A 12044-nucleotide genomic window follows, 5' to 3' on the forward strand; every position below is an offset into this window, starting at 1 on the left:
CCGGGCCCGGCCGGGATTCCCGGGGAACGGGTCCCGGAGACCGGGGGCACGGCCGATGCCCGGCCGACGAGCGGAACCCCGCGAGTCGTCAGCGGACCACCGCTCCCGGGACCGGGGAGGAAGCGATCCGGGTCGTGCGGCAGGTGCCGGAGGTCTGGAGGGCGGTGGCGACCGCGGGGGCCGCTTCCTCGTCCTTGACCAGGAACGCCGTCGTGGGGCCCGAGCCCGAGACGAGGGCGGCGAGCGCGCCCGCGGCCAGGCCCGTGTCGAGGGTGGCGCGCAGGGACGGGCGCAGGGAGAGGGCCGCGGGCTGGAGGTCGTTCGCCAGGGCGGACGCGAGGGCGGGCGCGTCGCCCGTGCTCAGGGCGGCGAGGAGCGGGGCGGACGCCTCGGGGGCGGGGACGGTGGTGCCGGCGGTGAGGCGGTCGAACTCGCCGTACACCGCGGGGGTCGACAGCCCCCCGTCGGCGACCGCGAACACCCAGTGGAAGGTGCCGCCGACGCCGAGGGGGGTCAGCCGGTCGCCGCGGCCGGTGCCGAGGGCCGCGCCGCCGAGGAGGCTGAAGGGGACGTCGGAGCCCAGCTCGGCGCAGAGGGAGAGCAGTTCGGACCGCGGAGTGCCCAGGCCCCACAGGGTGTCGCAGGCGAGGAGCGCGCCCGCGCCGTCCGCGCTGCCGCCCGCCATGCCGCCCGCGACGGGGATGTCCTTGGCGATGTGGATGTGGACGTCCGGGGAGAGCCCGTGGCGCTCGGCCAGCAGTGCGGCGGCGCGGGCCGCGAGGTTCGTACGGTCCAGGGGGACCTGCGCGGCGCCCGGGCCCTCGCAGGTGAGGGTGAGGGCGGGCGCGGGGCGCACGGTGACCTCGTCGTACAGGGACACCGCGAGGAACACGTTCGCCAGGTCGTGGAAGCCGTCGGGGCGCGCGCCGCCCACCGCGAGCTGGATGTTGACCTTGGCCGGGACCCGTACCGTGACACTCACGCCGTCCGCGGCGCCGATTCCGTCCGTAACGCTCACGCCCTCGCCTCCGCGATCCGTGCGAACTCCTCCACCGTCAGGGACTCCCCGCGCGCCTGCGGGGAGACGCCCGCCGTCAGCAGGGCGGCCTCGGCGGCGGCCGGGGAGCCCGCCCAGCCCGCCAGGGCGGCCCGCAGGGTCTTGCGGCGCTGGGCGAAGGCCGCGTCGACCACCGCGAAGACCTCCGCCTTGGACGCCGTCGTCTTCGGCGGGTCGCGGCGGACCAGCGAGACGAGCCCCGAGTCGACATTGGGCGCGGGCCAGAAGACATTGCGGCCGATCGACCCGGCGCGTCTGACCTCGGCGTACCAGTTCGCCTTCACCGACGGCACTCCGTACACCTTGTTCCCGGGCCCGGCCGCGAGCCGGTCGGCGACCTCCGCCTGGACCATCACCAGGGTGCGCTCGATGCCGGGAAAGCGGTCGAGCATATGGAGGAGCACGGGCACGGCGACGTTGTACGGGAGGTTCGCGACGAGCGCGGTCGGCGGCGGGCCGGGCAGTTCCCCGACCGTCATCGCGTCGGCGTGCACGAGCGAGAAGTGCCGGGCCCGGTCGGGCACCCGGGCCAGGACCGTGGCGGGCAGCGCGCCCGCGAGCAGATCGTCGATCTCGACGGCCACGACGTGCCGTGCCGTCTCCAGCAGCGCGAGGGTCAGCGAACCGAGCCCGGGCCCGACCTCGACGACGACGTCGTCCTCGCCGACACCGGCCGTCCGCACGATCCGGCGGACGGTGTTGGCGTCGATGACGAAGTTCTGGCCGCGTGCCTTGGTGGGACGTACGCCCAGCGCCGCGGCCAGTTCGCGGATGTCCGCGGGTCCGAGGAGGGCGCCGGAGGCATCGGGGCCGGAGAGGTCGGAGGGCTCAGTGGTGCTCACCGATACAGCCTAAGGGTGCTCAGCCGTTCAGCCTGCTGCCGCAGTGCGGCCAGGGGCTCGCGCCCCGCCGCGCGTACAGCTTCTTCGCCCGGTACGTCTGCTCGGCGGCCGAGGCGTCCTGCGGCCGTCCGCTGCCGCCGACGGAGCGCCAGGTGCGCAGATCGAACTGGTAGAGCCCGCCGTACGTCCCCGAGGGGTCCACCACGTGCGGGCGGCCCCCGGACTCGCACCGCGCGAGGGCGTCCCAGTCCAGGCCGTCCGTGCCCCGCACGGACGGCGGCCGCGGCCGGGTGCCGACCGCGATCCGGCGGGTGACGGGCCGGCGCACCACCTCGTCGGCGATCCGCCTCGGCTTCTGCCGGACGCCGTCGACCGTGCGGAGGGCTTCGGTGACCCGGCGGGAGCCCGCGCTTCCCCGCTGGACGACGACCTCCGTACCGGCGAACCGGGCCTGGTCCCCGGTCCTGACCGTGTCGTACGGGATCGGCACCTCGCGGATCCGGGTGGTGCCGGTGATCCGGGTGACGGTGACGGTCTGCCCGTCGTAGGGGAAGCTCGCGGGCGGTACGGAGACGGTGTCCTCGCCCATGAGCGCGATGCCCGCCTGGGTGAGCGCCTCGGTGACGGTGGCCGCGTTGGTGCGGATGACACGCTCGCGCCCGTCGGCCATGAACGTGACGGTCCGCTCGGTGCGGACATCCAGGTCGAGACCGACGCGGGAGATCACGGAGAAGCGGGACACCGACAGATACGCGCCCTCGGCCCGGACCCCGAGCTGCCGCAGCGCGCCGTCGACGGTGCGTGCGGTGGTCCACACCCGGCGGCGCCGGCCGTCGAGGGTGAGGGTGACGGGGCGGCCGTAGCGAACGACGATCTCGTCCCCGCCGCCGAGGGCGGTACCAGGGGCGGGGGCGACGATGTCGTGGGCGCCGACGCCGAGACCCTCCTCGTCGAGGAACTCCCGGACGTCGTCGGCGAAGGTGTGCGTAGTGCGCGGTACGCCGTCGACGGTCAGCCGGACGGCCTTGTCGGCGGCGAGGAACGTGGAGGTGCCCGCGAGGAACGCGAGGACGAGCGCCTGCGGGAGCACCTTGCGCAGGGTCCCGGGCCGGGCGGGGGTGCGGGCGCCGGTCGGGGAGGGGGCGTCCGTCCCGGAGGGGGTGCTGGTCCCGGAGGGGGTGCGGGCGCCGGTCGGGGCAGGGGCGCCGGTCGGGGCAGGGGTGTCAGTCGCGGCGGAGGTGCCGGTCCGGGTCGAGGTTCCGGTCCGGGTCGAGGTTCCGGTCCGGGTCGAGGTTCCGGTCCGGGCGGAAGTGCCGGTCCCGGCGGGGGCCCGAGTGTCGGCCTCGGCGGGCGTATCGGCGGGCGTGCCGGACCGGGCGAAGGTGCCGGACCCTGCCGGAGTGCCGGTCTCGGCGAGCGCGTCGGTCCCGGCAGGGGCCGGAGCGGGTGAGGCGGTCCAGGGGGGCGCGGGGGTGCCGGTCCCGCCGGAGGTGTCCGTCCGGGCGGAGGCCGGAGCGGCGGGCCCGGCAGGCGTATCGGGTCCGGCGTGCACCGGTGCGGGGTCGCCGGGGGCCCCGGGCCCGCGGGGATGCGCGTACGGCTCCGTCGGCCTCCCGGCGCCGCCCCCGTCGCCACCGCCGTCTCTACCCCCAAGGCCCGTTCTGCTCATGACGCTCCGTATGTCCGGTCCGCCCGAAGGTCTCGCGGCGGGGACGATATCGGAGGTTTGTCACTCTCCCCTGCAATACGACTACTCAGCGTCGCGTCGATACGCCGTACGCGCCGCAAAAGGGCGCGAATTCATCAGCGCTCAGTAACCGAAGGCCTCTGCGGTATTCGCCGCGACGACACCGGCGAGCACCTCCTCGTCCAGTCCCTTGATCTCCGCCATGGCCCGCAGAGTGATCGGAATGAGGTACGACGCATTCGGCCGTCCACGGTACGGAACCGGGGTGAGAAAGGGCGCGTCGGTTTCGACGAGGACGAGTTCCCGGGGGGCGACGGCGAGCGCGTCCCGCAGGGGCTGGGCGTTCTTGAAGGTCACATTGCCCGCGAAGGACATGTAGTAGCCGGCCGCCGCGCACACCTCCGCCATTTCCGCGTCGCCCGAATAGCAGTGGAAGATCGTGCGCTCGGGCGCGCCTTCTTCGGCGAGGACACGCAGAACGTCGGCATGTGCGTCACGGTCGTGGATCACCAGTGCTTTTCCATGCCTTTTGGCGATCTCGATATGCGCGCGGAACGAGCGTTCCTGAGCCGCGATTCCCTCCGGGCCCGTACGGAAATGGTCGAGCCCCGTCTCACCGACCGCCAGTACGTGCGGGAGGGCGGCCAGCTCGTCGATCCCGGCGAGCGCGTCGTCGAGGGCGGCGTCCCCGCCCGGCTCCCGCGCACCTCCCCGGGGCCCGGGCGAGGTCTCGCCGAGGACGATCCGGGGTGCCTCGTTCGGGTGCAGGGCGACGGAGGCGTGCACGGCCCGGTGCTCGGCCGCCGTCCGGGCGGCCCAGCGGGAGCTGTCGAGGTCGCAGCCCACCTGGACGAGGGTGGTGACCCCCACGGCCGCCGCCCTCGCCAGCGCCTCCTCGACGGTGCCCTCCTGCATGTCCAGGTGGGTGTGGGAATCGGCGACCGGAACCCTGAGCGGTTCGGGCAGCGGGGGCGGGGCGGACTTCGCACTCATGGACGCGATCCTACGAGCCCCCTGACCGGGCCCTGCCTCCTGTCCCCTGTCCTTCCAGGCCGCTTCCCCGCTGCCCCGGGTTCCCGGCCTCCCGGTGCCTCCGGGCTCCGTATCCCCAGTTCCGCCGGTCCGCCGGTCCGCCGTTCGGCTTCCTCTCCACTCCGGGGGCCGTGGTCCGGGCCTCGCTCCGGTCCCGGCCACGGCCCGGTCCCGGGATCTACCTGCGGTGGAAGGGGTGCAGCAGGTCGGACAGATGCCAGTGGTGCGGCTCGGCGGGGGTTTCCCGCTCCCCCTCGGCGGGCGCGCCCTCCTTCTCCCGCTCACCCTCCGGCTTCCGGTCCGGGGACTTCTTGCCGCGCGGCGGGCGCACCGTACGCGACGACCGCTCGACCAGATCGAGTACGGACGAGACCTGTCCGGCTCGCATGATCCTGACGACATGCCCATCGCAATTCGCGCACGTGGGGCTCGACAGCGGGGACGGTACCCGTACGCCGCCCGCCTTGTAGACGACGTATTCATGGCGGGCGGGGTCGGTCGGATCGACGTGGTGCTCGATTTCGTACGACTGTTCCCAACCGTGCCCGCAGCGCATACAAGCAAAGGCATACGCCTCGTGGACCTTTGCGGTGCCGGTGATCTCACTCATGCCTGCTCCTCTCCACTGCCCCAGTGGACTGCCGTTCCGGCCGGAGCGCATCAGCGCCTGTCGAATAATGGTGCGGTCTTTGGCCTTCCCATGCCCAAGTCCCCCTGGACGCGGTCTGCCCTTTGCTTTTTACGATAGTCCTTTACCGTCTCCGGGTACCTTTCCGGCCGCGTTCTTTGCCGCGACGACGGCGTCGAACACCTCGCGCTTGGGCACCCCCGCCGCGACGGCGACCGCCGCGATGGCCTCCTTGCGCCGCTCCCCCGCCTCCTCACGCACCCGCACCCTGCGCACCAGCTCGGCCGGGTCGAGATCACCGGGTGCCGCGGCGGGCGCGCCCTCGACGACGACGGTGATCTCCCCGCGTACGCCCTCGGCGGCCCAGGCGGCCAGCTCGCCGAGTCCGCCGCGTCTGACCTCCTCGTACGTCTTGGTCAGCTCCCGGCAGACGGCGGCCCGGCGCTCGGCCCCGAAGACCTCGGCCATGGCGGCGAGGGTGTCGTCGAGCCGGTGGGGGGCCTCGAAGTAGACCAGGGTGCGTCGCTCCTGCTCCGTCTCGCGCAGCCGGGCGAGGCGCTCGCCCGCCTTGCGGGGCAGAAAGCCCTCGAAGCAGAACCGGTCCACCGGCAGCCCGGACAGGGCGAGCGCGGTGAGTACGGCGGAGGGGCCGGGAACGGCGGTGACCCGGACGCCGTGCGCCACGGCGGCGGCGACGAGCCGGTAGCCCGGGTCGGAGACCGAGGGCATCCCGGCGTCGGTGACCAGCAGCACCCGGGCACCGCCGGTGAGCGCCTCCACCAGCTCCGGCGTACGCGCGGCCTCATTGCCCTCGAAGTACGAGACCACCCGGCCGCCGGTCTGCACCCCCAGCGCCTGGGTGAGCCGCCGCAGCCGCCGGGTGTCCTCGGCGGCGACGACATCGGCGCCCGCCAGCTCGGCGGCGAGCCGGGGCGGGGCGTCGGCGACATCGCCGATGGGCGTTCCGGCGAGGATCAGCAGGCCGGCCGACGGGGCGTGCGGGGCGGAAGGGGTGTCAGTGCTCACCCGCCCATCCTCCCAGGGCGCGCGCCGGGCCCGGCCCCGGTCCGGATTCCCCGCCCGGGCTCCGGCGCACAACCGGCACCCGGACACCCGTACCCGGGCCCCGGCCCACCACCGCCGGATACGGCTCCCCGGGGGCGCACGCGGGCGGAGCCGTCCGGTGGAGCTGTCCGGGCCCGGCCTGACCGGCGGTGCGCGTCAGGCCCGGCGGGGAGGGGTCGGACGCTGGTACGGGGGTCCGGGCCCGGCGGCGGGGGTCCGGGTCGGCGGCGGGGGTCCGGGCCCGGAGCCGTACGAGACCCGGGCTGCCCGGTCCGGACCGGCCCACGCTCCCACCCCCGGGCTCCCGCCCCGGAGCCCGGAGCCCCGGCGCACGCCCGCGCCCGGAACCCGGGCCCCGCCCCCGGTCCGGCGCCGGGGCGGCCCCGCCGGGCGGCGCCGGACCGGCCCGGTACGGGGTCGTCCTGGGGCCGGTCGCGCACCTATCACAGTGGCGTTCCCTACGATGGCGCGGTGACCAGTACCGCGCCGCAGACCCGCCAGGGCGAGGACGCCGAGCAGCAGCCGGGGGCCTGGCAGCAACGGCTGCGCAGATTCGGCTATGTCCCCCGGCCCGTGATCGGGCTGCGTGAGCGCCTGGTGCCGCCCTACACCCGGCCCTCCCCCCGGCTGTGGTCGGTGCTGGGCGTACCGCCGTCGACGGTGGCGGCCCTGCTGCGGATGTCCGCGTGGGGCGGCCCGCTGCTGGTCGCGGTGTTCGCGGGCATCCTGCGGTTCTGGAACCTGGGCTCGCCGAACGCGGTGATATTCGACGAGACGTACTACGCCAAGGACGCGTGGGCGCTGATCAACCAGGGGTACGAGGGGAACTGGCCGAAGGACGTCGACAAGAACCTGATCCGCGATCCGTCCTCGGTCGCGATCCCGACGGACCCCGGCTATGTGGTGCATCCGCCGGTCGGCAAGTGGGTCATCGGCCTGGGCGAGAAGATCTTCGACTTCACGCCGTTCGGCTGGCGGTTCATGGTCGCCCTGCTCGGCACGGTCTCGGTGCTGCTGCTCTGCCGGATCGGCCGCCGGCTGTTCCGCTCGGCCTTCCTCGGCTGTCTCGCGGGGCTGCTGCTCGCGGTGGACGGGCTCCACTTCGTGATGAGCCGTACCGCGCTGCTCGATCTGGTGCTGATGTTCTTCGTGGTGGCGGCCTTCGGCTGTCTCCTGGTCGACCGGGACAGGGTGCGCGCGAGACTCGCGGCGGCGCTGCCCACGGACGCGGAGGGGGTGCTGCGGCCCGATTCCGCGGTCGCGGAGACCCTCCGGCTCGGCTGGCGCCCCTGGCGGATCGCGGCGGGGGTGATGCTGGGCCTTGCGGCGGGCACCAAGTGGAACGGCCTCTACTATCTGGCCGCGTTCGGGCTGCTGACGGTCCTGTGGGACGTGGGTGCCCGGCGTACGGCGGGTGCGGTCCGCCCGTACGCGGCCGTGCTGCGGCGGGATCTCGTCCCCGCGTTCGTGGCGACGGTGCCGGTGGCGCTGGTCACCTATGTGGCGACCTGGTCGGGATGGATCCTCACCGACAGGGGACACTTCCGGCAGTGGGCCTCGACCGGCCCGGGGCGGGAGACCTCCTGGCCCTTCGTCCCGGACTGGGTGCGCAGCCTGTGGCACTACGAGGCCGAGGTCTACCGCTTCCATGTGACCCTGACCTCCGGCCACCCCTACGAGTCCAACCCCTGGAGCTGGATCGTCATGGGCCGCCCGGTCTCGTACTACTACGAGAGTCCGGCGCCCGGTGTGGACGGCTGTCCCCCGGGCACGGCGGAGAAGTGCGCCGCCGAGGTCCTGGCCCTCGGCACGCCCCTGCTGTGGTGGGCGGGCTGCTTCGCCATCTGCTACGCCCTGTGGCGCTGGCTCTTCCGCCGCGACTGGCGCGCGGGCGCCATCGCCTGCGCCATCGCGGCCGGGTGGGTCCCCTGGTTCTTCTTCCAGGAGCGCACGATCTTCGTCTTCTACGCGGTCGTCTTCGTCCCCTTCGTCTGTCTCGCCGTCGCCATGATGACCGGCGCGCTGCTCGGCCCGCCCGGCACCGACGAACGCCGCCGCGCGGTCGGGGCGATCGGCGCGGGCGTACTGGTGCTGCTGATCATCTGGAACTTCATCTACTTCCACCCGATCTACACGGGCACCCCGATCCCGGTGGACGAGTGGCGCGACCGGATGTGGCTGGACACCTGGGTGTAGCGGTCCCATAACGGTTTCCGGCCGATGCCCTCCCGTCGCCTAATGTGCAGGGGACACAGATCTTGAACACGTTCAAGTGACTCTTGGACACCTTCAAGTGGCCGGGCTCCTGGGGAGGGACCGCACACCATGCGCAGTGGAGCGAAAGTCGCCGTCGTCGGAAGTGTCTTTCTGGTGGTCGCCTCGGGCGTGGGGTACGGCGGCTACCGGCTCATCGGCGATATGACGGGCGGGAACGGGTCCGGCTCCGCGTCCGGTGAGGGGAAGCGGCCGACCGGGCCGCCGACGCCGGAGGAGATCAGCGAGACCGCCGGGGACTTTCTGACGGCCTGGGCGGGCGGGGACGCGGCGGGCGCGGCCAAGCTCACCAACGACGCCGTACGGGCGGAGCCGTCGCTCACCGGATACCGGTCCGAGGCGGGGGTCACCAAGGCCGTGATCACCCCGGGAACACCGCTCGGCGCGAAGGTGCCGTTCACGGTGAGGGCGACGGTGACCTCCGGGGGACAGAGCAAGGAGTGGACGTACGCCTCCGACCTGACCGTGGTCCGCGGGCTCACCACCGGCCGGGCGCTGGTCGACTGGAAGCCCGCCGTCATGCACCCGAAGCTGACGGCCACCACCACGCTCAAGACCTCCGGGGCGTCGGCCCCGCCGATCACGGCGGTCGACCGGGCCGGCCGGGTGCTGACGAAGGAGAAGTACCCCTCGCTGGGGCCCGTCCTGGACGCGCTGCGCGCCAAGTACGGGGAGGCGGCGGGCGGTACGGCCGGGACCGAGCTGGTGATCGCCTCCACCGACGGGAAGCTGCCCGACCAGCCGCTGCTCACCCTCGCCGGGGGCACCGAGGGCAGGCTGACCACCACGCTCGACGCCGATGTGCAGGCCGCCGCCGAGGCGGCGGTGAAGCAGTACCGCCAGGCGTCCGTCGTCGCGATCAAGCCCAGTACGGGGGAGATCCTGGCGGTCGCCAACAAGCCCTCCGACGGCTACAACACGGCGATGCTGGGCGGTCAGGCGCCCGGCTCGACGATGAAGATCGTCACCGCCGCGATGATGCTGGACCAGGGGCTGGTGCGGGGGCCCGGCTCCCGGGTGGAGTGCCCGGCGACGGTGACCTGGATGGGCCGTACCTTTCAGAACCTCGACAAGTTCTCCCTCACCGGTCCGACGTTCGAGCAGAGCTTCGCCCGGTCCTGCAACACCTCGTTCATCAAGGCCGTCAAACCGCTCGACGGGAAGGACATCTCCGGGACGGCGCTGGGCGACACCGCCCGTACGTACTTCGGCCTCGGACTCGACTGGCAGACCGGGGTGGTGAGCGCCGACGGCAAGGTGCCGGAGTCCTCCGGTCCGGAGACGGCCGCCTCCTACATCGGCCAGGGCCGGATCACCATGAACGCCCTCAACATGGCGTCCGTCAGCGCGACCGTGAAGAACGGCGGCTTCAAGCAGCCCGTCATCGTCCCGCCGTCACTGGACGACCGCGAGATCGCCCGTGCGCGGCCGCTGCCGGGCTCCATGGCGGACACCCTGCGCTCGCTGATGCGGGCCTCGGCGACCTATGGCACCGGGCAGACGGCGATGGCGTCGGTGAGCGGGGACAAGGGCGCGAAGACCGGATCGGCGGAGGTCGACGGACAGGGCACCAGCAACAGCTGGTTCACGGGGTACGCCGGTGATCTGGCCGCCGCTGCCGTCGTCCAGGCGGGCGGCCACGGCGGCGACGCGGCGGGCCCGGTGGTCGCGAAGGTCCTGCGGGCGCGGTGAGCCGACGGCCGGCCGGATGCTGAGGGCCGGCGCGGCAACGAGGGCGGCGCCCCCGGCGGGACACGGTCGCGGGCAGCGGGGTACGGGGGCACGGCTCGGGGTGGTGCGGGGCTCCGGGCGGGACACGGTCGCGGGCAGCGGGGCACGGGGCTCCGGGCGGGGCGGGGCTCGGGACCAGGTCCCCGCGGGCCCCGGTGAATCCGCTCGCATGGCTTCTACAGCTACCGATACCGTGCCGCACCATGAGCACTCACGACACCGACGCCCACCCCCGTTTCGCCGCCGCCCTGCGAGAGCTGGGGCTCGATGTGCCGGTACGCCGGTTCCCGGACGCCACCCGGACCGCCGCGGAAGCCGCCGCCGCGATCGGCTGCGACGTCGGCGAGATCGTCAAGTCGCTGGTCTTCACGGCGGACGGGGTGCCGGTGCTGGTGCTGATGGACGGCTCCTCGCGGGTGGACGTCGACCGGGTGCGGGAAGAACTGGGCGCGCGGTCCGTCAAGCGCGCGGACGCGGATCTCGTACGGGAGACCACCGGTTACGCGATCGGGGGCGTACCGCCCTTCGGGCACGCCACCCGTACCACGGTGCTGGCGGACCGCGCCCTGCTGGACCACGCCGTGGTGTGGGCGGCGGCCGGCACCCCGCACACCGTCTTCCCCCTCGACCCCAAGACGCTGATCGCACACGCGGGCGGCACGCTGGTGGATGTGCGGGAGCGCGCGCGGTGACACCGCTCGTGGTCGCCGCGGTCGTCCTGGCCGCGGTCGCCCACGCCGGCTGGAACGCCGCCGCCCACACCATCAGGGACCGGCTGACCGCGTTCACCCTCATCTCGGGCGGCGGGGCCGTGCTGGGTGCGGTGCTCGCCTGCTTCACACCCCTGCCGGAGGCCGGGGCATGGCCGTACCTGATCGTCTCCGCGCTGATCCACATCGGCTACCAGTGGCTGCTGATGAAATCGTTCAGCCTCGGCGACTTCGGCCAGATGTACCCGATCGCCCGGGGTACGGCGCCGCTGGTGGTGACGGCCGCCGCGGCGCTGTTCCTCGGCGAGACGCTGAACGGACCGCAGCTCGCGGGGGTGATCATCGGCTCGGCGGGGCTGGTCGGGGTGGCGCTGTGGGGCATCCGGGACACGGGGTCCCGGCCCCGGTGGCCCGCACTGGCCGCGGCGCTGGCGACGGGACTGCTGATCGCCGCGTACACGGTCGTGGACGGTGCCGGGGTACGGGCCTCCGGCTCGTCGCTCGGCTGTCTCGCCTGGCTGCTGGTCCTCCAGGGCGGGCTGGTCCCCCTGTACGCCCTGGTGCGGCTGCGCGGTGAACTCCTGCCCCGGATGCGCCCGTACGCGGCCCGCGGGCTGCTCGGCGCTGCGGTCTCGACCGCCGCGTACGGACTGGTCCTGTGGGCCCAGACCCGCGCCCCGCTCGCACCCGTGGCCGCGCTGCGCGAGTCCTCGATCATCGTCGGCGCGGCGATCGGGGCGCTCCTGTTCAAGGAACGCTTCGGGACGCCGAGGATCGTGGCGGCGGCGCTGATGGTGGTGGGCATCGGGCTGATGCTGCGGGAGGGCTGAGAGTCTTGGGCAACGGCCCTGTGCCGGGGGCCGGTTGAACGGGGCGCGGCGCGGAACTGACGGAGCCCCGGCCGTATCGCCGTCCACCCGGCCGCCCGGGGACCCCGTGGCGGGCAACCGCGTACGGCCCGAATACGGCCCGGCGGGCGGGTTACGGTCCCCCTCGCGCGGCCCCGGAAACGACGACG

Annotated in this window: 10 protein-coding genes; 4 read left to right on the top strand and 6 right to left on the bottom strand. The window is 73.7% G+C overall.

The annotated features are described in order from the left end of the window. Positions 1-88 precede the first annotated feature (88 nt). The 6 genes from ACIBCM_RS27685 to rsmI form a co-directional block, all read right to left on the bottom strand. Positions 89-982 carry a 4-(cytidine 5'-diphospho)-2-C-methyl-D-erythritol kinase gene (locus ACIBCM_RS27685; RefSeq protein WP_399247868.1) on the bottom strand — a complete coding sequence of 298 codons (894 nt, stop codon included), beginning with the start codon at positions 980-982 and terminating at the stop codon, positions 89-91. A 32-nt stretch (positions 983-1014) separates the two neighbouring features. Then, the gene (rsmA, locus tag ACIBCM_RS27690) at positions 1015-1899 is read right to left on the bottom strand and encodes a 16S rRNA (adenine(1518)-N(6)/adenine(1519)-N(6))-dimethyltransferase RsmA (protein ID WP_399247783.1); all 885 of its coding nucleotides are present in this window, start codon (positions 1897-1899) and stop codon (positions 1015-1017) included. Between the two features lie 19 nt (positions 1900-1918). Then, positions 1919-2989 (bottom strand): ubiquitin-like domain-containing protein, encoded by a 1071-nt coding sequence (locus ACIBCM_RS27695; protein ID WP_399247785.1) that lies wholly within the window; start codon positions 2987-2989, stop codon positions 1919-1921. 720 nt (positions 2990-3709) lie between these two features. Continuing rightward, entirely contained in the window at positions 3710-4579 is an 870-nt protein-coding gene (locus tag ACIBCM_RS27700) for a TatD family hydrolase (RefSeq protein WP_399247786.1), read from the bottom strand. Between the two features lie 217 nt (positions 4580-4796). Continuing rightward, a complete protein-coding gene (locus tag ACIBCM_RS27705; protein WP_399247788.1) occupies positions 4797-5228 on the bottom strand; it encodes a hypothetical protein in 432 nt (143 codons plus the stop codon). A gap of 129 nt (positions 5229-5357) precedes the next feature. Then, positions 5358-6272 (bottom strand): 16S rRNA (cytidine(1402)-2'-O)-methyltransferase, encoded by a 915-nt coding sequence (gene rsmI, locus ACIBCM_RS27710; RefSeq protein ID WP_399247790.1) that lies wholly within the window; start codon positions 6270-6272, stop codon positions 5358-5360. Between the two features lie 510 nt (positions 6273-6782). Between rsmI and ACIBCM_RS27715 the strand changes: the two genes are divergently transcribed. The 4 genes from ACIBCM_RS27715 to ACIBCM_RS27730 all read left to right on the top strand — a co-directional run bounded on the left by ACIBCM_RS27715 (position 6783) and on the right by ACIBCM_RS27730 (position 11856). Continuing rightward, complete coding sequence (locus ACIBCM_RS27715; RefSeq protein ID WP_399247792.1) at positions 6783-8507, top strand: dolichyl-phosphate-mannose--protein mannosyltransferase; 1725 nt, start codon at positions 6783-6785, stop codon at positions 8505-8507. Positions 8508-8636: 129 nt separating this feature from the next. Next, positions 8637-10277 carry a penicillin-binding transpeptidase domain-containing protein gene (locus ACIBCM_RS27720; RefSeq protein ID WP_399247794.1) on the top strand — a complete coding sequence of 547 codons (1641 nt, stop codon included), beginning with the start codon at positions 8637-8639 and terminating at the stop codon, positions 10275-10277. Between the two features lie 242 nt (positions 10278-10519). After that, entirely contained in the window at positions 10520-11008 is a 489-nt protein-coding gene (locus tag ACIBCM_RS27725; RefSeq protein WP_399247796.1) for a YbaK/EbsC family protein, read from the top strand. Next, complete coding sequence (locus ACIBCM_RS27730) at positions 11005-11856, top strand: EamA family transporter (RefSeq protein WP_399247798.1); 852 nt, start codon at positions 11005-11007, stop codon at positions 11854-11856. Before ACIBCM_RS27725 ends, ACIBCM_RS27730 begins: the two co-directional genes overlap by 4 nt. Positions 11857-12044 lie beyond the last annotated feature (188 nt).

Source organism: Streptomyces sp. NPDC051018, from assembly GCF_044456085.1.
Lineage (GTDB): Bacteria > Actinomycetota > Actinomycetes > Streptomycetales > Streptomycetaceae > Streptomyces.

Excerpts from the sequence above, each read along its gene's own strand:
- ACIBCM_RS27700 (WP_399247786.1), bottom strand. The coding sequence starts at position 4,579 with ATGAGTGCGAAGTCCGCCCCGCCCCCGCTGCCCGAACCGCTCAGGGTT.
- ACIBCM_RS27725 (WP_399247796.1), top strand. The coding sequence starts at position 10,520 with ATGAGCACTCACGACACCGACGCCCACCCCCGTTTCGCCGCCGCCCTG.
- ACIBCM_RS27705 (WP_399247788.1), bottom strand. The coding sequence starts at position 5,228 with ATGAGTGAGATCACCGGCACCGCAAAGGTCCACGAGGCGTATGCCTTT.
- ACIBCM_RS27720 (WP_399247794.1), top strand. The coding sequence starts at position 8,637 with ATGCGCAGTGGAGCGAAAGTCGCCGTCGTCGGAAGTGTCTTTCTGGTG.